The sequence below is a fragment of the Anoxybacteroides rupiense genome (assembly GCF_014196195.1).
GTDB lineage: Bacteria > Bacillota > Bacilli > Bacillales > Anoxybacillaceae > Anoxybacteroides > Anoxybacteroides rupiense.
The window spans coordinates 41024-62742 of the sequence record NZ_JACIDF010000005.1 but is presented as its reverse complement, the minus strand read 5'-3'; the positions used below and the strand labels follow the sequence as shown (position 1 = coordinate 62742).

Annotated in this window: 16 protein-coding genes; 7 read left to right on the top strand and 9 right to left on the bottom strand. The window is 41.5% G+C overall.

The genetic code is table 11. The features are described from left to right. Nucleotides 1–14: 14 nt before the first annotated feature. The 8 genes from cas7b to gatC all read right to left on the bottom strand — a co-directional run bounded on the left by cas7b (nt 15) and on the right by gatC (nt 10857). Entirely contained in the window at nt 15–956 is a 942-nt protein-coding gene (cas7b, locus tag GGQ95_RS10055; protein WP_221212069.1) for a type I-B CRISPR-associated protein Cas7/Csh2, read from the bottom strand. Between the two features lie 88 nt (nt 957–1044). Further along, the gene (locus GGQ95_RS10050; protein ID WP_183186697.1) at nt 1045–3018 is read right to left on the bottom strand and encodes a TIGR02556 family CRISPR-associated protein; all 1974 of its coding nucleotides are present in this window, start codon (nt 3016–3018) and stop codon (nt 1045–1047) included. A gap of 246 nt (nt 3019–3264) precedes the next feature. Next, nucleotides 3265–3900: an ABC transporter permease gene (locus GGQ95_RS10045; RefSeq protein ID WP_066148447.1), complete on the bottom strand. Its 636-nt coding sequence runs from the start codon at nt 3898–3900 to the stop codon at nt 3265–3267. Nucleotides 3901–3914: 14 nt separating this feature from the next. Continuing rightward, on the bottom strand, nt 3915–5042 hold the full coding sequence (locus GGQ95_RS10040; RefSeq protein WP_183186696.1) for an ABC transporter ATP-binding protein: 1128 nt from the start codon (nt 5040–5042) through the stop codon (nt 3915–3917). Between the two features lie 25 nt (nt 5043–5067). Beyond that, nucleotides 5068–5970: a glycine betaine ABC transporter substrate-binding protein gene (locus GGQ95_RS10035; protein WP_066148443.1), complete on the bottom strand. Its 903-nt coding sequence runs from the start codon at nt 5968–5970 to the stop codon at nt 5068–5070. Nucleotides 5971–7650: 1680 nt separating this feature from the next. Further along, the gene (gene gatB / locus GGQ95_RS10030) at nt 7651–9081 is read right to left on the bottom strand and encodes an Asp-tRNA(Asn)/Glu-tRNA(Gln) amidotransferase subunit GatB (RefSeq protein WP_044741363.1); all 1431 of its coding nucleotides are present in this window, start codon (nt 9079–9081) and stop codon (nt 7651–7653) included. Between the two features lie 14 nt (nt 9082–9095). Next, the gene (gene gatA, locus GGQ95_RS10025; RefSeq protein ID WP_066148436.1) at nt 9096–10553 is read right to left on the bottom strand and encodes an Asp-tRNA(Asn)/Glu-tRNA(Gln) amidotransferase subunit GatA; all 1458 of its coding nucleotides are present in this window, start codon (nt 10551–10553) and stop codon (nt 9096–9098) included. Nucleotides 10554–10566: 13 nt separating this feature from the next. Continuing rightward, entirely contained in the window at nt 10567–10857 is a 291-nt protein-coding gene (gatC, locus tag GGQ95_RS10020; RefSeq protein ID WP_044741361.1) for an Asp-tRNA(Asn)/Glu-tRNA(Gln) amidotransferase subunit GatC, read from the bottom strand. A gap of 511 nt (nt 10858–11368) precedes the next feature. Between gatC and ade the strand changes: the two genes are divergently transcribed. The 6 genes from ade to GGQ95_RS09990 all read left to right on the top strand — a co-directional run bounded on the left by ade (nt 11369) and on the right by GGQ95_RS09990 (nt 18760). Next, nucleotides 11369–13099 (top strand): adenine deaminase, encoded by a 1731-nt coding sequence (gene ade, locus GGQ95_RS10015; protein ID WP_080859694.1) that lies wholly within the window; start codon nt 11369–11371, stop codon nt 13097–13099. Nucleotides 13100–13365: 266 nt separating this feature from the next. Continuing rightward, nucleotides 13366–14316, top strand: a complete 951-nt coding sequence (locus GGQ95_RS10010) for a DPM/DPG synthase family glycosyltransferase (protein WP_044741359.1) — start codon at nt 13366–13368, stop codon at nt 14314–14316. Then, entirely contained in the window at nt 14300–16036 is a 1737-nt protein-coding gene (locus GGQ95_RS10005; RefSeq protein ID WP_183186695.1) for a DUF6020 family protein, read from the top strand. Before GGQ95_RS10010 ends, GGQ95_RS10005 begins: the two co-directional genes overlap by 17 nt. Further along, the gene (locus GGQ95_RS10000) at nt 16033–16380 is read left to right on the top strand and encodes an EamA family transporter (protein ID WP_044741357.1); all 348 of its coding nucleotides are present in this window, start codon (nt 16033–16035) and stop codon (nt 16378–16380) included. Before GGQ95_RS10005 ends, GGQ95_RS10000 begins: the two co-directional genes overlap by 4 nt. Then, complete coding sequence (locus GGQ95_RS09995) at nt 16367–16702, top strand: EamA family transporter (protein WP_311975581.1); 336 nt, start codon at nt 16367–16369, stop codon at nt 16700–16702. Before GGQ95_RS10000 ends, GGQ95_RS09995 begins: the two co-directional genes overlap by 14 nt. A gap of 306 nt (nt 16703–17008) precedes the next feature. Then, nucleotides 17009–18760: a DUF6020 family protein gene (locus GGQ95_RS09990; RefSeq protein ID WP_244963673.1), complete on the top strand. Its 1752-nt coding sequence runs from the start codon at nt 17009–17011 to the stop codon at nt 18758–18760. Between the two features lie 102 nt (nt 18761–18862). On the opposite strand, the gene galU is transcribed toward GGQ95_RS09990, so the two are convergent. Continuing rightward, the gene (galU, locus tag GGQ95_RS09985) at nt 18863–19744 is read right to left on the bottom strand and encodes a UTP--glucose-1-phosphate uridylyltransferase GalU (RefSeq protein ID WP_183186694.1); all 882 of its coding nucleotides are present in this window, start codon (nt 19742–19744) and stop codon (nt 18863–18865) included. Between the two features lie 710 nt (nt 19745–20454). On the opposite strand from galU, the gene GGQ95_RS09980 reads away from it, so the two are divergent. Then, on the top strand, nt 20455–21660 hold the full coding sequence (locus GGQ95_RS09980) for a polysaccharide deacetylase family protein (protein ID WP_183186693.1): 1206 nt from the start codon (nt 20455–20457) through the stop codon (nt 21658–21660). The last annotated feature ends 59 nt before the right edge of the window (nt 21661–21719 follow it).

Sequence of the window (21719 nt, the reverse complement as noted above, 5' to 3'; positions counted from 1 at the left end):
AAACGTCACCCTTTTTATAATACAGGAACGAGTTTATCCGCCAGTTCAGATGGAAGAAGGTCTGCCAATAGCCCTTTTTGCCCTTCATAGTTCAACAGCAAATGGGAATCTTGCCAATAATGAATGCGGACAATTTCGTTGTTGATTTCAAGCCACTTATTTACAAGTGCATCAGCACGTAACGCAACTTCCGAAATGCTGCGTAACCCTTCTGTTTCCTCTAAGCGGACAAAATCGCGCAAATCGCCGGCGACAAATTCCGGTGAATGATATTCCACACGCAAGTAAAGCCGAGGGTATTGTCCGACTTTGCTTCGTGTCGCATTTAACGGGATCGCCTTGACCATCGCCTGGTCAAATAAGCGAACATCGTCTTCTTTTAATCTCGTATGTGCCGCGCGGTGGCCGCTAATCAATCCGTGAAACGCCAAGAAGGAATAATATACACGATAGTCCTTGCCGATATTCCCCCCGTCATTTTTACCATCTGAACCAAATTGGGATGTGATGCTTGCCGATTCAACAAGCGTCACTTTGTTTAATGAATAGCCCCAATTAAATTGAATCGGGCCGATAAACGTCATGGAACTTCCTTTATCCTCCGATTTAATCGGCATCGTCGCGCCAAACATACGGACATCGATGAATTGATCAAGCATCCAGTTTTGTTCTTCTTTTGATAGTTTATTCACATTGACCTTTCCTTCATATTTTTGTTCGAACAACCGTTTAATTCGCTCTGTCGCATTGACCGTTTCGCCATCGACTTTCCCGACAAAAATTTCGTTGCCGAGCTGTTGCAAATAATCGCGAATATATCGTTTTAAACGCACATCACTCACTAAGTTTAATGAACGTTCATAATCCATGCGCGGGCGATTTTCATCGTCAATATCGCCGTTTGGATTGGTTAACTTCGCATCATAAAGAAATAAAATTTCGCTATTATCTATCATAAAGAAACAAGCCTCCTTAGCATATTGGTTTTTATCAAGTTGAGCCTTTCTCGCTCATTTTTTAAACAGGAAAAAGTTCCATTTGGTTTCAGTATTTTTCTTCTTCGTTTTTATCATCAGATTGGGAAGCATGAGCTTTAACACCTTTTAAAATACGCTTTGTGCCATACCCATAACCGGATAATAAATAAAAAACACTTTCATGGTCAGAGAGCCATTTTTCTTGTAGGGCCAATTCAAAAAGACGCTTATGTTCCGCATGAATCGCTTCATTTTGTAGCGAATGAATCCCTAATTGTTTAAGTTTGTCGAAAACTTCATTGGAAAGTATCACCAACCGATGTTTATTCATCCCTTGGAAGTTGATTTTGGCCAAGATCGGTTTATGGGTCGTTTTTGCCCCGTGTGCTTGTCCAAGATTTTCCGCCCGGTCGTTCAATTTGCTGACTTGTTTCGCGCCAATCATGGCAATTAAATAGCCTAGCAAAAATAAAGAGCTTTGTGCGGCATTATAATTCATCGTTTCCATATATTCAGCCATATGGGCATCAGGTAAATCGTAATCGACTTTTTTCATCTCCTTTTCCTCCTTTATTAAGTCGAGATTTTGCAGCAATTTTAAAAATAACTGCGCGCGCACCATCGCGTTTACCAAGTTAAAATCATTATTTTCTTTATGATCGCTAAACTGGTAAGTTTCGTAATTCGCATACATGTGAATGTTGGCAAGCCGCACAAATTGTGAAATGATCCATGGATAAGAGAGTGGTTTATTGGTTAACAGCGTCTCATAAACTTGCAAAATCTTTCTTTTTTCCACGTTTTCATTTTTGTTCATGTGCATGGGGATTAAGTAATAGATCGGTTCTAGGCCTAAATTAAATTTTTTATCGCCAAAAGCACGCTGTCCCATTTCCCCGACCTTCCTCATTTCAGCACGAAGCCGGCGCAAATGGGCAAGAGGAACATCGGATAACAGCTTATTCACTTTTAAAGCCGCTTGCGCTTTTGTATAAAAAAGAAAATGCAGTGAGATATGATTGTCCATTTGTTCTTCGTATTCTTTGTAGTCTTCGATTTCTTTTTCCAATTTCTCTGCCGTGTTCACCGTTTTGACCGTGCGGATAAATTCGTGGATATGTTCGCTCAGCTTTTGTAGCGGGACATCTTCAAATGGAACATCGTATAAAAAGTCAGGGATGATATAACAAGGGAGGCCGCTGAAACGAGTATTGAAGTGGCGAAGAACATAAGCTTCTCCCGCCATAAGGGCTTGATAAGCGCCTTTGCCAATGGATAAATTTTTCACAAACCCTTTCTTTTCAAGACCGCTTGCAAAGCTGATCTTGTCATTAATGTAATAGTTGAATTTTAATTTTGTCGTTTCTCCTGTCACTACATCCTCTTTATTGGTTAAAGCACATATTCCTTTTTTCCCATCTTCAAACACACTGAGTTTCTCTGCCATCACTAGCTGTTCATATTCTGGTTGCGCAACCGCCAGTTTCCCGTCAATCGCCAATGTGTAAAGCAAAACATCTTTCGTCCGCACATTCGCTTCTTTTTCCATAAATGCTTGAAATTGTTTCGCAACAGTATTGACCGCTTTTTTCACTTCTTTTTCCGTTAATTGTCCGTCAATATAGGCTGGGTTCAAGATGTAGCGATACCGCTCATCCGCTTTTTTCGTTGCGCCAAGATCGAGAAAAAAAACATGTTGCGCCTCTTGTAAAAGAGAATAGTAGGGATCCGCTTGGTTCCAACGCTCAAGTAGATTGGGAATCGTCTGACTGAGCAAATATTCGACATTGCTCACGGTTCCAAACCATTGCGGGCTCGCAGCTCCGTCGGCAGTGCCGATCCATAACCATTCGAAAGACGTTGACTTTCCTATTTCTGTTGGCGTAATCTGAACTTTCTTTTCTGCAAGCGAGAAGTCAACAATAACCGCATACTTGGTGGCATCATCTGAGGTTCGAATCGGCAAAGTAAGCGATTGAATGAATGACACGTTTTCTTCTGATAAGTACTTGTGCCCGAGGTTGTATATGGTCTTAATCATCGTAAGCACCTCCTTTTAAAAAATGTAAATTTCTGTCGTCATTTTAATTTTATCAATATTAACTGTAATTTCAATATTTTCAATACTATTTAACATTTTGTTTAAAAATACAAATCATTTCCTACTCTTAATGATTTCTAGCAATCCAATCACCTCTTTCGATTTCTGTGTGCAATTAAAAACAAGAAAAGCGATCGGCTTCCATATGCAGGCCAATCGCTTTTCTCTTAATTATAAAAACACGAATTACGACTTTAATCCTTTTGGCGTTACTTTGTTTTCTATTTTCTTTAATATGAGGTCAAATAAAATGGCCAAAATGGCGGCAGGGATCGCTCCCGCTAGAATAAGATTTTTGTCTGCCACCCGCAAGCCGCGGTCGATCAGATCGCCAAGTCCTCCGGCACCGATGAATGTCGCCAGCGCCGCAACACCGATCGTTAACACGGTCGCGGTTCTTACTCCTGCCATAATCACTGGCAAAGAGAGGGGAAGTTCGACCATCCACAAAATTTGCCATGAAGTCATTCCCATTCCTTTCCCCGCATCCACAAGCGCCGGATCAACACCCAAAATGCCTGTATAGGTATTTCGTAAAATCGGAAGCAAGGCATACAGGGTCAACGCGATAATAGCCGGAAGCTTGCCAATTCCGAAGATCGGAAGCATAAATCCCAATAAAGCAAGGCTTGGAATAGTTTGAATAATCGCGGCCACTCCGATGACCGGTTCAGCAATCCTTTTATTCCTTGTCAAGAGAATGCCAAGCGGAACAGAGACAAGGATGGCAACCGCCATTGAAATGGCGGATAACATAATATGCTCTTGAAAGGCAAGCCAAATATCTTGCTTCCTGTCAATAAACGTTTGGATGAGATTCATCTGTTATCACTCCCTCACTGTTGCTTATGAAACTCCCATTCGGCTAAGCCGCGCATCAAGCTCGATCTTGTAATCACCCCTGCGAGCCGATCTCCTTCTAATATCGGGATCACGTTTATATCCTTATTTTGGAAAATTTCAGCCACATTTGTCACATCATCATCTTTCGTTAGCGTCGCACAATTCTCGGCCGTAATATCGGCCAGCACCCATTCTTCTTTGTCATATTGTTTTTCCAACTCTTTTAATGTCACGATGCCAAGAAAGACTTGCTTTTTGTCTGTAATCATTAAACTGTCTACTTTCTTTTCCTTCATCAAGCGAAAAGCCTCGGCTAATCCGCGGTTGGGAGAAGCAGTGACAACAAATGAGGACATTAAATCTTTCGCCGTCGGCACTAATGAGTTCCCCTGCTGAAGCCGGTTTTCCCCAATAAAACCGCGGACAAACTCATTGGCCGGACGTCGTAAAATCTTATCCGGGGTATCAAACTGGACGATTTCCCCTTCTTTCATAATAGCAATGCGATTGGCGATTTTTAGAGCCTCATCCATATCGTGAGTCACAAATACAATCGTTTTTTGCACTTCTTCTTGAAGCTTTACAATATCATCCTGAAGCTGCTCGCGGCTGATCGGGTCCAGCGCGCTAAACGGCTCATCCATTAGAATAATATCCGGTTCCGCTGCCAATGCGCGAATAACCCCTACACGCTGCTGCTGCCCGCCGCTTAATTCCGATGGATAGCGATGCTTAAAAGTGGATGGATCCAAGCCAACTAAGTCAAGCAGCTCATCGACGCGCTTTTCATACATATCGGCTTTCCACTTTTTCAATTTGGGCACAAGGGTAATGTTTTGCGCAATGGTCATATGGGGAAACAAACCAATCTGTTGGATCACATACCCAATGTTGCGGCGCAGTTCTACCGGATCAATCGTCGATATATCTTGACCGCCAATATAAATTTTTCCAGAGGTCGGTTCTGTCAAGCGGTTAACCATTCGCATCGTCGTCGTCTTTCCGCAGCCGCTTGGGCCGATTAACGTCACCAATTCTCCTTTTTTTATTTCGAGATTGATATTTTTTAAAGCAATAAAACCATCATCATACTGCTTTTTTACATTTTCAAATCGAATCATGCTGTCCCTCCTTCAAACTGGCTGTTTAGTCAATGAGTCCTTCCGATTTGAGGAAGTCGATCGCTACTTGTTTTGGCTGCTTCCCTTCGATATTGACCTGTCCGTTCAACTCCATCATTTTTTCATCAGATAAGATATTTTCAAGCTTGTTTAGCGCTTCTTCTAATCCCGGATTGGCATCCAAAACCTCTTGGCGAACAATCGGTACAGCATAGTATGGAGGAAAATAATGTTTGTCATCTTCAAGCACAACGAGGTTGTATTTTTTGATACGCGCATCGGTTGTATAAGCAGTAATGACATCAATATCGCCGTTTTTAGCGGCTTCATATTGCAAATCAGGGTCGATATTCGTTTTTTTCTTAAACTGAAATCCATATTCCTTGACTAACCCGTCGTATCCATCGCTCCGCTCAAAAAACTCGGCATCTGAACCGAATACGAGCTGATTCGATTTTTTTGCTAAATCCGAGCTTGTTTTCACCCCAAGCTCATCCGCCAGCTCTTTTCTCATAGCCAAAGCATACGTATTATTAAATCCAAGCGGCTTAAGCCAAGTAATATTAAATTTTTCCTTATATTCTTTTTTCGTTGCTTGATAGATATCATCTGGCGTTTGCGATGCGTCATATTGATTTTTTAAAATATTTAAGTAACCGGTACCCGTATATTCTACATAAGCATCGATGTCGCCACCTTCGATCGCCTGTTGCAGCATAAACGCGCCGCCCAGGCTATCCTTTACCTCTACATCCAAATCTGTATTCGCTTTTACGTATTCGGCCAGCAAATGCGTTAAAATCATTTGTTCGGTAAATTTTTTACCGGCAATCACAATCTTTCCTTTCTCTGCTTTTTCTCCCGTTCCGCAGGCCACCAGTGATAAGACTAATAAAATCGTTCCGATCAAAGCTGCACATTTACGCAATGAAATTCCTCCCCTTTACATGATTGAGCTAGCTCAAAGCTGTGATAGAGGATGTACAATCATCATTTAGAAACAATCACGTAACTATTCAGCATGTTATGCCTCATCACTAGAAACTTTATAAGAAAAACTCTTCCATAGCCAAAAACAAATCCCACGCCATTCAAGCGCTGCAAATTACTTTAAATGAACTTTCAAGGTCACATGACGATTAGCTGATTGTTTTAGATAGCGGAGACATATAGATGCGATGTACCATATTTCCAATGGCCGTTCCTTTAGACAGTGAAGAAACAACGAACAAGCGCCTACTCTTTTCTGTTTACCGGACTTGTATCAAAGGATGGAGCGCCGCTCTCATTTCTTTTCACGCTGAAGACAGATGACGGAAGCTGTCTTCAAACACTAAAAGATGGCGTTCATGCCAACAAACGAAGCAATGGAAGTCGTATGTTGCATCTGCTTCATATGCGGGTATGAAATGTGTGACTGGTAGAATTCGCTACGGAATTTGATGAAAGAGGAGATTAAACATCTACTGGATATTCAACTGATGAGGAAACAAGACGAAGGGAAATCCGATCATACATAAAGCGATTGGTTATTCAAACATTTGAACGATTACCTTCATCAAAACAAAGCACCCTTCTGTCCAAAATGGACGAATTATCTTTTTTGCTCTAAGCAAAAACAAAAATCTCATGACCTCATTTGTATAAAGCAGACCTACTGATTCATCTTGCCAGGCAAGATCGCTTCATACGCGCCACGAGCGTCAAACAAGATTTCATAGATTACGAAGCATCCTGCTCCATACAGATCGTTGAGCCAACAAGGCTCTGCCTTCTAAACGATGATCGTTCATCCACTAGGAAAAACGATAGAATGTTTACAAAATGAAAAAAGACTCTTGTCTCAGCGCTGTCTCACAGTGAAAACCCGCCTCCATAGATAAAGGAAAATACAGCTTAAGATGAAGCAAGGGATGAACGAAGATCACTCCATCATACATGGATTTCTAAATTTCAACTCATGATTCCCTTTCATCTTCTGTATTCTTGGGCATGCTGCTTTCATAGCCCTGTTATGATCATCTTCACTCTTTATTTTTGATGCCTTCCGCCAGAGCAAATCCCCTCTTTCCATGGTTCTGAAAACAAGATCCAGCGATAATATGCTGAATAGTTACATAATTACAATGATTATTATACCGATACATAGATATGGTTTACAAATGGGAAATAAGTGTATATAAAGCGATATGTGCGAATTTCCCACGATACTAGTCGGATATATCCAGAATCCTCAGAAATACATCAATATCCTCCCATATGCTCTTATATACTTCCATATCCTTTCCTTTCAATACTCTCATTACAAAAAATGGAATCATCCCCCAAACGGCATGACCTTTATATTCAGAAGCGCTGCCACCAGCCGAAAGGACAACATCCATGAAAAGAAGGTCCAATACCCTTTCATTGATATAGACACCTGCGCAAAAACATTTTGGCACCATCAGGAGGGTGAAAATCTCTTTTTCCTGTTTGATAAACAAGGAATTTTCGAGATAAATGTACCTTTTCAGCTCATACAATCAGCGCTTGCACTGAATGATCAAATAAAAAGGCTGTCCCAAAAGGTTTCGCCTAGTGCTTTTTTGGGACAGCCATATATTGGTTATCGTTGATTGATTTCTTCTAACAGCAACTTATTCACAAGCTGCGGATTCGCTTGTCCTTTTGTTGCCTTCATAATTTGGCCAACTAAGAAGCCAATGGCACGGTCTTTTCCATTTTTATAATCCTCAATGGACTGCGGGTTGGCATCAAGCACTTCCAGCACAATTTTGCGCAGCGTTCCCTCATCAGAAATTTGGACAAGCCCTTGTTCTTTGACGATTTTTTCTGGGTCGCCGCCTTTTTCAACAAGCTCTTTAAAGATTTTTTTAGCGATTTTCGATGAAATCGTGCCGTTTTGAATCAGCTTAATCATGCCTGCCAAGCTTTCTGGAGTAAGCGCAATGTCGTGAAGCTCTTTTTGTTCGGCGTTCAAATAGCCTGATACTTCTACCATGAGCCAGTTTGACGCTAATTTCGGATCAGCGCCATTCGCAACTGTCGCTTCGAAGAAATCGGCCATTTCTTTTGTGATGGTTAACACTTTCGCATCATACTCCGGCAGACCAAGCTCTTTAATATAACGAGCCTGACGAGCATCCGGCAACTCAGGAATCGAGGCGCGAACGCGCTCCTTCCATTCATCGTCAATATAAAGCATGACAAGATCTGGCTCTGGGAAGTAACGGTAGTCTTCAGATCCCTCTTTTGTGCGCATCAAAATAGTGGTTTTTGTCGCTTCATCGAAACGGCGCGTCTCTTGGTGAATGACGCCGCCAGAAAGCAGAATTTTTTCTTGGCGTTTCGCTTCATATTCCAATCCTTGACGCACAAAGTTAAACGAGTTTAAGTTTTTTAACTCGGTTTTGGTACCGAATTTGTCCGATCCGATCGGACGGAGCGAAATGTTCGCGTCGCAGCGAAGCGAGCCTTCTTCCATCTTACAATCAGATACGCCTGTATATTGAATAATCGATTTTAACTTTTCCAAATAGGCATACGCTTCTTCTGGAGAGCGAATGTCCGGTTCAGAAACAATCTCAATCAACGGCGTGCCCTGGCGGTTGAAATCCACCAATGAATAGCCATCGCCTGTATGCGTCAGCTTTCCGGCATCCTCTTCTAAGTGAATGCGCGTAATCCCGATTTTTTTCTTTTTGCCGTTGACTTCAATTTCAATCCAGCCGTTCTGGCCAATTGGCTGATCGTATTGCGAAATTTGATACGCTTTCGGGTTGTCTGGATAAAAATAGTTTTTTCGGTCAAATTTCGTTTCCGTGGCAATTTCGCAATTTAATGCCATCGCCGCCTTCATCGCAAATTCAACCGCTTGTTTATTCAACACAGGGAGAACCCCTGGATAGCCTAAATCAATCACGCTCGTTTGTGTATTTGGGGGTGCTCCGAATGCGTTTGGACTGCTGGAAAAAATTTTCGATTTTGTTTTCAGTTCGACATGGACCTCAAGCCCGATGACAATTTCAAAATTCATCTTCATTTCCCCCCTTACAATACCGGTTTTTGTTTATGATAGTCCGTCGCTTGTTCAAATGCATGCGCAACGCGATAAATCGTGCTTTCATCAAAGTGCTTGCCGATGATTTGCAAGCCGACCGGAAGCCCGTTCACCAATCCGCATGGAATGGAAATGCCCGGAACGCCGGCAAGGTTAACTGGAATCGTTAAAATGTCATTCGCATACATGGTTAGCGGATCGCTCGTTTTTTCGCCGATTTTAAACGCTGGTGTCGGCGTTGTCGGACCAATGATGACATCATATTTTTCAAATACGTTTTCAAAATCCTGCTTAATTAATGTCCGCACTTTTTGCGCTTTTTTATAGTACGCATCATAATAGCCAGAGCTTAATGCAAACGTTCCAAGCATAATGCGGCGCTTCACTTCATTGCCGAAGCCTTCGCTGCGCGTCTGCTTGTACATATCAATTAAGTTTTTCGCATTATCCGTACGATAGCCGTAGCGGACACCGTCAAAACGGGCAAGGTTCGCAGATGCTTCAGAAGAGGCAAGTAAATAATAAGTGGCCAATGCATATTTAGAATGCGGCAACGATACTTCCTCCCATGTTGCGCCAAGTCCTTCCAATACTTTTAATGCATGTAATACAGACTGGCGCACCTCCTCAGAGACACCTTCGCCTAAGTATTCTTTTGGCACGGCAATTTTTAGACCGCGAATATCGCCTGTTAATGCCGATACATAGTCTGGTACATCGACATTGGCTGATGTTGAATCCATTGGATCAAGCCCGGAAATCACCTGCAACAAATAAGCGTTGTCTTCAACGGTACGTGTAATTGGTCCAATTTGGTCCAACGAAGAAGCAAAAGCAACAAGACCAAAGCGCGATACCCGTCCATATGTAGGTTTTAAGCCGACGACACCACAAAACGCAGCCGGCTGGCGAATCGAACCGCCTGTATCAGATCCTAGCGCAAATGGCACCTCTCCTGCCGCAACAGCCGCAGCCGAACCGCCGCTTGAGCCGCCAGGTACGCATTCGATATTCCATGGATTGCGTGTTAATTGAAAACCGGAGTTTTCCGTGGAAGATCCCATCGCAAACTCATCCATATTCAATTTTCCGACTGTCACGGCATCGGCTTCCTGCAAGCGCTGTACAACCGTCGCATCATAAATTGGATCAAAATTGTAAAGAATTTTGCTGGCGCACGTCGTACGAAGGCCTTTTGTCACGATGTTATCCTTCACACCGATCGGCATGCCAAAAAGCAAGCCGAATTCTTCTTCGGTTGCTAGCTTTTCATCTAATTCTTTTGCTTTCGCACGTGCACGCTCCTCATCAAGTGTTAAAAAGGCTTGTACCTTCTCTTCGACTTCATGAATCCGCTTAAAGGATTCGCTCACTAAATCGGAAACGGAAATTTCCTTTTTATGCAACAGGCTATGTAATTCAGACATTTTGTAATCAAACAGCGACATGCTCTTCCCTCCCTTATTCTAAAATCGCTGGCACCCGGAATTGTCCATCTTGCTGATCTGGTGCATTTTTCAACACGTCTTCAAGCGGAAGGCCTTGTGCCGGCACATCTTCACGCATCACATTTTTCATATTCAGCACATGCGACGTTGGCGGAACATTTTCCGTATCCAGTTCATTGAGCTGCTCTGCAAATGTAATGATCGCATCTAGCTGCTTCGTAAACATTTCGGCTTCCTCTTCAGTAATCGCTAAACGTGCCAAATGAGCTACGTGCTTAACTTGCTCGATCGAAATTCTTGACATTTTCGTTCACCTCCAACATTCTCGACCTTTCACAATACTATGATGATACCAAACTTTCACTGATTAAAGCAACATGCGCTACTGGATTTAAATGCTTGGTCTTTTATCTTAACGAATCATTTGACGAGCGGACCCTCTCAATCATACAATGAAAACAATTTACATGGACTTATCCGTCATGATGGGAAAGCGGCCATGATGCTGTACCTGTCCTCCTATTTTTGATAGATTCACTTTACAGATTACCATTTTTTAGATATGAAGTTAGGACTGTGCTTCCACGGCCGATTTCGTTACAGGGATGTTGGACAAAAAAGCAAGGCATCAGCCGCTTCCAAATGCGCCATTCATTCAGGCTTGATTTAAGCAACTATGCCACATTGTGGAAATGGCGCTTTGAAGCGTTGTCAAACTCCCTTTTCAGCTACTATTGGAAGATTCGCTCACATTTCAATCAATAGCGAACACGAATCAGGTGATTTTGGTAAAAATGATGAGAGGAGCAAGACTAATGAAATCGTTATTATGGAAGCGGCTCGCCGTTGCCGCCCGGAAAGAGCCGGCTGATCTCGTGGTCAAAAACGGGAAAATTATCAATGTATTCACTCATGAGATCGAAGAAGGAGATATCGCCATTGTTGACGGAATGATTGCAGGCATTGGACAATATGAGGGCCATTCGATCATTGATGCCGGAGGAAAGTATGTTTGTCCGGGATTCATTGATGCGCATGTGCACATTGAATCTTCCATGGTCACCCCAAGCGAATTTGCTCAAGCCGTGATCCCTCACGGTGTGACAGCCGTGATCGCCGATCCTCATGAAATCGCCAACGTATCTGGAGTGGAAGGAATACAATTTATGCTGGACGATTCCAAGCATGTGCCGCTGGACGTTTATATCATGCTCCCTTCCTGTGTTCCAGCGACATCGTTTGAACATGCGGGAGCTGTATTGACCGCGCAGGAGCTGGCTCCATTTCTCTCCGACTCTCGAGTTCTCGGATTGGCAGAAGTGATGGATTACCCGTCTCTTTTGCACGAGCGCTCACATATGCTCGATAAGCTCATCATGGCAGAAGAAGCGAACAAACGCATCGATGGGCATTTGGCCGGCTTGGATCATCAAGCGGTAAACGTGTACGCCAGCGCAGCCATAAAAACAGACCATGAATGTGCAACGGCCGCAGAAGCTTTAGAACGAATTCGCCGCGGCCTATATGTCATGATTCGCGAAGGATCCGTCGCTAAAGATTTGCTTCAGCTGATTCCGGCGGTTAACGTCCAAAATGCACGGCGATTTTTATTTTGCACAGATGATAAGCATTTAGATGAACTAATGGCCGAGGGAAGCATCGATCATAACATCCGCCTTGCTATACAGGCAGGAATCGATCCGATCACGGCCATTCAAATGGCGACACTTAATGTGGCTGAGTGCTATCGTTTAAATACAAAAGGAGCCATCGCTCCCGGATATGAAGCCGACTTTTTACTGATTGACGATTTGCGTTTATTGCAAATTTCACACGTTTATAAAAAAGGGGTGCTCGTGGCCGAAAACGGCAAAGCCGTCTTTTCCACATCAGCAGAAAAGAAAAATTTAGGAGACCGAATTCTCCAATCTGTTCACGCCCCCGTCATCACAGAAAGAGATCTGCAAATTCCTTTTTCAAAAGGGACGAAGGCCCATGTTATTGAAATTATTCCCAATCGCTTACAAACGAAGCGTATGATCGAATCAGTCGATGTCCACCAAGGACGATTCGTCCCTTCCATAACAAAAGATTTATTGAAGCTTGTTGTTGTTGAACGGCATCAACAGCGCGGAATCGGACTTGGCATTGTGAAAGGGTTTCAACTGCAAAACGGCGCGATTGCTTCATCCATCGCCCACGATTCGCATAATATTATCGCCGTCGGCACAAACGATCGCGATTTACTGCTGGCCATCGATCATATCAAGCAGCTTAACGGTGGACTCGTTGTCGTGAAAGACGGAGCAATCATAGCCGACCTGCCGCTTGAAGTTGGCGGTCTTATGACGACAAGAAGCTGCAGCGATGTGTGCGAAAACTTGCAAAAAATCAAAGAGGCATTGATGGATATCGGGGCATCTCAAGCGTTTAATCCATTCATTACCCTCGCTTTTTTAGCTTTGCCAGTCATCCCAGAACTGAAATTGACGGACCAAGGATTGTTTGACGTACAGACCTTTCAATTTATTCCGGTAGAAGCATAAGTCGGATCCCCTCTTTCGGATGAAAGAGGGGATTTTTTACTTATTTATGTATGATTTTGGAAAATAAACAGAACCAAACTAACAAAAATTCACAAAATCAAGCTTCATGTGGAAAAAATAAATGGAAAATGATATTCTTAACCGTGTAGTTTTTTACAGCGCTAGCTTAGATAGACCAAACCCGTTTGTCCCTATGACGAAAAGCACATATTGATAACAAAGTGCTATTCATGGCATATAAACCATAATAGAAAAGGAGTGAAAACATGAAGATCGCCGTACTCATTCCTTGCTATAACGAGGAACAGACCATTGGAAAAGTGATCTCAGATTTTCAAAGAGAATTACCAGAAGCCGATATTTACGTATATGACAACAACTCAAAGGACCGCACTTCAGAAGTTGCGTCCCAGCATGGCGCTATTGTTCGAAAAGAAACTCGCCAAGGAAAGGGACATGTCGTTCGTTCGATGTTTCGGGAGATTGATGCCGATATTTATGTCATGGTTGACGGCGATGACACATATCCGGCCGAATTTGTTCATCGGCTAATTGAACCGATTAAAAACAAAGAAGCCAATATGGTGATTGGTGACCGCTTGTCAAACGGCACCTACTTTCAGGAAAACAAACGACCTTTCCACAACTTTGGCAATAATTTGGTAAAAGGATTAATTAACTTCCTTTATAAAAGCGATATTAAAGATATCATGACTGGCTATCGCGCGTTTGATAAGTGGTTTGTCAAATCCATGCCCGTCATGAGCCCGGGATTTGAAATTGAAACGGAAATGAGCATCCATGCTCTTGATAAAAAGTTTTTAATTAAAGAGGTGCCGATCGATTATCGCGATCGTCCAGAAGGCAGCGAATCCAAGCTTAATACGTTCTCTGATGGATGGAAAGTGTTAAAAATGATTTTCACCTTATTTAAAGATTACAAACCATTCTTATTCTTTTCACTATGGGCGCTGTTATTTTTCATTCTTGGACTAGCCGCAGGGATTCCGGTTATCGTAGAGTTTGCCAAAACAAGCTTCATTACTCGTATCCCGTCGGCGATTTTAGCCGTTGGATTAATGATTTTTGCCTTGCTATCTTTCGCATGTGGATTGATTTTAGATACCGTTGCCGCTGCACACCGAAAGCAGTATGAATTGGAGTTGAACCAAATTTATAAGCAAATGCGGAGGGAAGAAAATGACTACATCTCTTAATCGCTACGCTATAAGCGTAGCTGCCGCTTTGCTCAGCGGTATAGCAGTCATCTTTTTTTTCACGCCAATTCTTGATGTTTCCTTTCTTGTTATCCTTTTGGTGATCGCATTGCTCGCTTTTTGCTATTATCAGCTTTTTTTTATGGCTTCGTCCCTTGCATCCTTTAACAAACGCAAAAAGCACATCACCATTGGGTTTACATTGGTCTTTTCATTCTTAGCCTTTCTTAGTTTAAAAGGAGAGCAATTTTATTTATCAGATAATTCTTGGTTGACGCGCGCATATGTATATATTGGTACATATGCAACGATTTGCTCGCTCGTCCTATGGATCATTTTGTCGCTTGTAAACATTAAAATGAATGAAGTTCCTCGCTCTGTCAGCAAATGGAACATCCTTAAATATGCTCTCCCTTCTCTAGTAGTTTGGACCCTTTATCTGTTGGCGATTTTTCCTGGGGGAATGACCGCTGACTCCATTTATCAATGGGAGCAAGCTCATACAGGAAAATTTAATGATTGGCATCCCTTAATGTATACATTTTTCATTATGATTCTAACAAAAATCTGGGACTCACCTGCCGTGATCGGCCTCTCGCAAATCATCATCATTTCGTTGATTTTTGGCTATTGTATGCGGCAATTTGAAAAAGCTGGGGTTAAACCATTTTTGCTTTGGATCATATCGATTATTTTTGCTTTAAGTCCTATTAATGGGATTTATTCTATCACCATATGGAAAGATGTTTTATATAGCACCTTTATTTTATTGTTTACTACGCTCGTTTTTAATCTTGTCATTACCAACGGAAAATGGATTAAACGCAACACCCATTTCTTTCTTTTTATCATGACAGCTCTAGGAGTGATTTTTTTCCGGCACAACGGCTTTGCCGTCTGTTTAGTCATGCTCGTGATCTTGCTTATTTGCTTCCGGGAAACATGGAAGCAATGGGTCTTTTCCATTTTCTTTATCGTTGCAGCCCATTATATTGTCACCGGTCCTGTATTTACCTATCTGAAAGTTGTGTCAGCGGATCCAAACGAGGCATTAAGCATTCCGACGCAACAGCTCGCTCGGGTTGTTGCTTATAATGGGAACCTGACGGATGAACAAGCAGATTATTTAAATCAAATTTTACCTTTGGAGCTCTGGAAGAAAAACTATAATCCATACCTTACAGACCCCATTAAATTCGCCAAGCAATACAATCGAAGCGCGATTTTTCCTGACCACCTTTCTGATTATTTACGCACATGGTGGGATATTTGTATGCAAAATCCAAAGCTTGTGATACAAGCCGCGCTCAAGCAAACATCTCTTGTTTGGCAAATGAACCAGCCTAATGATGGGTATACATCGACGTTTGTCACCAATGTCTTTTACGGAAATAAGTTTGGTCTGAAAAACGAAATCATTTTCTCTCCGCTGACATTGGCAGTGAAAAAATATTTATCGATCTCTGACACAACATTCAAACCGTTGATTTGGCGGCCGGCCATCTATACCTTTTTCATTTTGCTATTCACATTTGTCGCCTTTTTACGAAACAATTGGAAAGCCTGGCTTGTGCCACTCATAGTTCTTTTAAATACCGGAACCGTATTAGCCGCTTTGCCAGCGCAAGATTTCCGTTATTTATATTCTAATTCGTTAGTATTCTTTATTGCCTTTTTATTTGCCTTCGTTTCTTATAAAAAGAAGGAGATGAGGACATGAATCGGTTTGTTCAGTCCTTGCAAAAAAACAAAATCGGCATTTTATTCATTCTGATTGCCTCTGTCAGCACCGCCAGCGGACAGATGCTTTGGAAGCTATCGGACGGAAATTGGAACGTTTATCTGTTATTCGGGTTCTCCCTTTATTTTATTGGAGCTGTTTTAATGATCGTCGCTTTTCGCTTCGGAAGTCTTTCTGTGCTGCACCCTCTTCTCAGTATGGGATATGTGTTCGGTCTTCTGTTGGGAGTCGCCTTTCTTCATGAACCAATCACCACCATGAAAGTAATAGGGACTCTTCTCATTACGAGCGGCGCCATACTGATAGGAGGTGGCGATCATTAGTTCGTTTCTCTTGCTTTTAATCATGACCTTGTCCGGGGCGTTAGGAGGCTATTACTTTAAAAAAGCATCCAGCCAGCGCTTAGGATTCCAAGCAGCGTTTTTGCTCCCGTTATTCATTGGCGGTATGCTTTATGGGATAGGAGCCGTGCTTAATATTATCATTTTAAAGCAGCTCCCTTATACTATCGTGTTCCCTTTAACATCCATCACTTATATTTGGACGCTCGGTTTATCGTATGTTCTGTTAAAAGAACATATCACCCGCAAAAAAATGGCAGGGGTCTTGTTGATTTTAATCGGCTCCATTTTCCTTGTGTTATAAACGGCAAAAAGCTGCTTCAAGGGAGCAGCTTTTTGCCATTATCCTTCTATTCTCCTCTCCTTCCCCTATCTTCTACCGCAAAAATTCAACATTTATAGATTTCATAAAAAATGACATTTTTATAATTCTGTCGATCGGTGTATAATAGGATAATGGAAAATAAATACATGAATGACTGATTGAAGTAAGACCCCCTCTAGTGATCGATGTCGCCATCACAAAGACATTGCATAGAGTCAGTGTTAGGAATGGATTAGCGCACGTTCAACATCATATGATTACCTATTCTGAGGAGGAAATAATGTAATGAGCACGAGGATGATCATTTATATAGCTAGTATCCCGTTAGCCCTTTTTAGCAGTGTGGCCCTCATTTTCTTTTTTATCCCCATTCAAGATACGTCACGGGCGACCGTTGCTTTTGTCACGACACTATTGACTTTCATCCATATTCATTTGCTGTTCTTAATGAAAGATGAATGGCGCCGTCTTTTAAAAAGACAACGGATAGCGATTATCGTCTTTACGCTTTTATTTTCATTCTTAGCCCTTCTTAGCATGAAAGGAGAACAAGATTTTTTGCTTGCCTACTCTTTTAAAACAAGAGCATATGTTTATATCGGCACCTTTTTTTTCCTAAGTAGTCTTGTATTGTGGATTATTTTCTCCTCTCTAAAAATAGAGGTAAAACCAGCTGATCACTTAGCTTCAAGCAAATGGAGCCTATTCAAATACGCCGTTCCTTCCATCATCCTGTGGGGGGGATATGCACTGGCAATTTTCCCTGCCGCTATGACCTTTGATTCTGTTGATCAGTGGCACCAAGCTCATACCGGACATTTTAGCAATTGGCATCCGCTGATGTATACATTATTCATTATGGGACTAACGAAAATTTGGGACTCTCCCGCTATTGTTGCATTATCGCAAATCATCATCATTTCGCTCATCTTTGGATACTGTATGGCCCAATTCGAAAAAGCTGGCATTCGACGCTTTTGGCTTTGGATTGTATCGATTCTTTTTGCGATTAACCCTATTAACGGTATTTACTCTATCACAATTTGGAAAGATATCCTATATAGTGCATTCATATTACTCTTTAGTACGACTATCTTTCATTTAGTCATTACGAATGGGAAATGGCTAAACAGCAAGAAAAGCACGTGGATTTTCTTTCTAGCCGCTTTCGGTGTTGTATTTTTCCGTCATAACGGCTTCCCGGTGTTCCTTGTCATGCTCATCGTTTTGCTTATGGTCTTCCGTCGTCAGTGGAAACCGTTGATATTATCCGGGGGCTCTATTATCGCGTTTTACCTCATCTTTACAGGGCCTGTCTTTCATTATCTGAAGGTCGCACCTTCGGATCCAAACGAGGTTTTAAGCATTCCTACCCAACAAATAGCTAGAGTGATTGAGCAAGGTGGGAAACTAACAGAGGAACAGGCGCAATACTTAAATCAAATTTTGCCATTACCGTTGTGGAAGCAATATTATCATCCATATATCACCAATCGCATTAAATTTTCCAAGGAATATAATCGAAGTGCGATTTTTCCCGATCATCTTTCCACTTATATGCGGACATGGCTCGAAATTTGCGCACAAAATCCAAAAATAGCAAAGGAAGCTTTTTTAAAACAAACTTCTCTTGTCTGGCAAATGAATGAACCACAAGACGGCCATACGTATACATTTGTGACAAATGTTTGGCCTCACAATAGGGACGGGCTGAAAAGCCAAGTCATCGTTAAGCCTTTGACTGAATTCATCACTCAATATTTAAAAACATCGGATACAGATTTAAAACCATTTATTTGGCGGCCAGCCAACTACATGTTCCTGATCGTTTTGTTTACTTTTATTACAGCTTTGCGGAACGACTGGAAGGCTTGGTTAGTTCCTTTTGCGTTGTTTCTCAATATCGGAAGCATTTTTATCGCTCTGCCGGCTCAAGACTTTCGTTATTTGTATGCCAATACACTCGTATTTTATCTTTCCGTTTTATTCATGTTCATACGTTATAAAGACAAGGAACCTTCGAAGCAGAGCTCTTGATTTCATTAACAGAGCTGGCTCTCAAAATTTCTTATTCCATGTGCATAAAAAACCTCTCCCCCCTTCACTTCGTGAAAGGAGGGAGAGGTTTCTATGAGTATGTTAAAGCGACTTTTCCTGATGGAGCAATTGCTTCAAAAAGCTAATCAGCTCCCCGCGCAGTTCTTCCTTCTGCAGCGCGAATTCCACCGTCGTTTTTACAAATCCAAGCTTCTCGCCTACATCATAGCGCTTGCCCATAAAGCTGTATGCATATACAGACTGTTTTTCATTTAATTTTTGGATCGCATCCGTCAGTTGAATTTCTCCTCCAGCCCCAATCTCCTGTTTTTCTAAAAACTCGAATATATCCGGCGTAAACACATAACGACCCATAATCGCTAAATTGGACGGAGCTGTGCCTAACGGAGGTTTTTCAACAAACTGCTTTACTTGATAAAGCTCTCCCATTTTCTTTAGCGGTTCGATAATTCCATAACGGTTTGTTTCATCGTCCGGCACAGGTTGAACACCAATCACTGAGCATTGAGTATGCTCAAATTGTTCAATCAATTGGCTTAAACAAGGTTTTTCCGCTTGGACGATATCATCTCCCAATAACACCGCAAACGGTTCATCGCCAATAAACTTGCGGGCACACCATACCGCATGGCCCAATCCTTTTGGGGACTTTTGGCGAATATAATGAATATCCACTAAATTAGCGGAATGACGCACCTCTTCCAATAAATCGTACTTTTTCTTTTCCATTAAATTTTGCTCCAGCTCTGGCGCATTATCAAAATGGTCTTCAATGGCGCGCTTTCCTTTTCCCGTTACAATGATAATATCTTCAATGCCAGAAGCAATCGCTTCTTCAACAATATACTGAATGGTCGGCTTATCCACAATCGGAAGCATTTCCTTGGGCATCGCCTTAGTAGCTGGTAGAAAACGAGTGCCCAAACCGGCAGCAGGAATAATCGCCTTTCTAACCTTTTTCATGCTAAACTCTCCTTTATCATCCAATTCCTTATTAATTATATATGACTAAAAATGGATAAACAATAAATCTGGAATGAATAGTATATTACACAATTAGAAAAAATAAACTGATTTCCCAAAAAAAACAAGGTTATTTGTTTGATCGGGTCATCCACACACTAACAGATAAACGCTTTCCGCATCAAAACCTCTTTTTAACATACGAAAACATGTACTTCCCTGACATAACAAAATTCTTCGTTAATACATGGAATCTTATTCATAATATGTATAAAAAAATACTATTGAAACAAATCATTTGTAAGATTATATTTATAATATGGTTTAATCTATCATTATTACCATATATCGTAATAAAACAAATGGCAAAAGAATTCAAGTCGGCCTCTATTGATCGATCGGGAAAGGTTGAATGAATTGTTCACTCCAAAAAATCAACCTATTTTTTAACAATATGGAAACTTGCCTTGAACCAACGAAACACACCCTAAATTTCATATCGATATAAATGATGAGTTCAAATGGAAAACCGATAGAAACGAGCTCATTCAACCGTTTGAAAATGATGAGGCCATATAAGTATACATACGCACCTTTAAGCAAAAAAATGGAATAAGGCGATTCATCATAGGCTGGCAATGGAGAATGAAAGCCGATATTGCCGTTCTCCCCCTATCAGTCAATCAAATAGGAAAGGAGGTGATCATGACATGCCGCGCATCTTCCTCTTTATCTTTTCGTGCTTAGCTGCTTTTTTGGTTTTATTCACTCATAAAGTAACTGCCGACGGACAAAAAATGTATATTAAAGCGATTCAGTCACGCGTTCCACTGCTTGACAACAGCACAGGCTCATTACTTGAAGTAGGCTATATGGAAAAAGGAGATATATTAAAAATCTATGCAGATGCAGGGAAAAATTGGTGGAAAATAAAATTTGGCAATAGCTATGCTTATGTGTATAAGGGTGCTGTTCATCCCTTTTGCAGCCAAACGGTTTCAGGAGAAAATGCAAAAAATCTAAAAAACTCAAACCGCACGATTTTAATCAATAAAAATGAACGCGTTTATGATAATAGCAAGGGCAAACTGATTCCTTTCGTCACGATCAAAGGCAATATGCGTTATCCGATTATAAAAAAAATCAATCATTGGTACCAACTTGATGTCGGCGGACGAATCGGATATTTACATGATTCAAAAGCTAAGTGGGACAATGGTGTCCCTGTCCTTATGTATCATCATATTTTAAAGCCAGCAGAAAATAAAAATTATCGCAATGTATCGACGACTATTTCGGATCTTCAGTTTAACCAACAGATGAATTGGCTGAAAACTCATGGGTACGAGGCGATTACGCTGGAGCGCTTAGAAAATTACGTAAAAGGAACGGCCAATCTCCCGGCCAAAGCGGTTGTCATTACCTTTGATGACGGTTTAAAAACGAGTTTTTTGTATGCTTATCCTGTATTAAAATCGTACGGATTTAAAGCAGCTAATTTTGTCATCACGAGCAGAATGACGAAAACACCGCAGCCATTTAACCCAGATAAGCTGCAATTTTTAAGTCAAACGGAAATGAACAGCATGAAGGACGTATTTACATTTGAATCCCATACCCATCAGCTACATCATTTAAACGGCAACAAAAGTGATGTGATCACAAAGCCTTATGCAACCGTCAAAGCGGACATTAAACAAAGCATAAGCATACTGGGAGGAAGCAAATATTTCGCCTATCCGTTCGGCCAATACAATGCTAATACAATAAAGCTATTAAAAGAATTAAATATTCATATGGCCGTGACAACCAAACCAGGGAAAGTCCAGGTTGGCGATGCATTGCTGGAAATTAAGCGACTTGGTGTAGAGCCAAATTGTACGTTAAATCAATTTGCTAAAATGGTGGAAAACTAAACAAACTAAACCGAGGCAGATTCATATGTAAAGGAGGAATCTGCCTCGGCGAACGTTTG

What these genes read in the sequence shown, in the direction of transcription:
- cas7b (WP_221212069.1), bottom strand. Translation starts at nt 956, where the DNA reads ATGATAGATAATAGCGAAATTTTATTTCTTTATGATGCGAAGTTAACC.
- GGQ95_RS10050 (WP_183186697.1), bottom strand. Translation starts at nt 3,018, where the DNA reads ATGATTAAGACCATATACAACCTCGGGCACAAGTACTTATCAGAAGAA.
- GGQ95_RS10045 (WP_066148447.1), bottom strand. Translation starts at nt 3,900, where the DNA reads ATGAATCTCATCCAAACGTTTATTGACAGGAAGCAAGATATTTGGCTT.
- GGQ95_RS10040 (WP_183186696.1), bottom strand. Translation starts at nt 5,042, where the DNA reads ATGATTCGATTTGAAAATGTAAAAAAGCAGTATGATGATGGTTTTATT.
- gatB (WP_044741363.1), bottom strand. Translation starts at nt 9,081, where the DNA reads ATGAATTTTGAAATTGTCATCGGGCTTGAGGTCCATGTCGAACTGAAA.
- gatA (WP_066148436.1), bottom strand. Translation starts at nt 10,553, where the DNA reads ATGTCGCTGTTTGATTACAAAATGTCTGAATTACATAGCCTGTTGCAT.
- gatC (WP_044741361.1), bottom strand. Translation starts at nt 10,857, where the DNA reads ATGTCAAGAATTTCGATCGAGCAAGTTAAGCACGTAGCTCATTTGGCA.
- ade (WP_080859694.1), top strand. Translation starts at nt 11,369, where the DNA reads ATGAAATCGTTATTATGGAAGCGGCTCGCCGTTGCCGCCCGGAAAGAG.
- GGQ95_RS10010 (WP_044741359.1), top strand. Translation starts at nt 13,366, where the DNA reads ATGAAGATCGCCGTACTCATTCCTTGCTATAACGAGGAACAGACCATT.
- GGQ95_RS10005 (WP_183186695.1), top strand. Translation starts at nt 14,300, where the DNA reads ATGACTACATCTCTTAATCGCTACGCTATAAGCGTAGCTGCCGCTTTG.
- GGQ95_RS10000 (WP_044741357.1), top strand. Translation starts at nt 16,033, where the DNA reads ATGAATCGGTTTGTTCAGTCCTTGCAAAAAAACAAAATCGGCATTTTA.
- GGQ95_RS09990 (WP_244963673.1), top strand. Translation starts at nt 17,009, where the DNA reads ATGAGCACGAGGATGATCATTTATATAGCTAGTATCCCGTTAGCCCTT.
- galU (WP_183186694.1), bottom strand. Translation starts at nt 19,744, where the DNA reads ATGAAAAAGGTTAGAAAGGCGATTATTCCTGCTGCCGGTTTGGGCACT.
- GGQ95_RS09980 (WP_183186693.1), top strand. Translation starts at nt 20,455, where the DNA reads ATGCCGCGCATCTTCCTCTTTATCTTTTCGTGCTTAGCTGCTTTTTTG.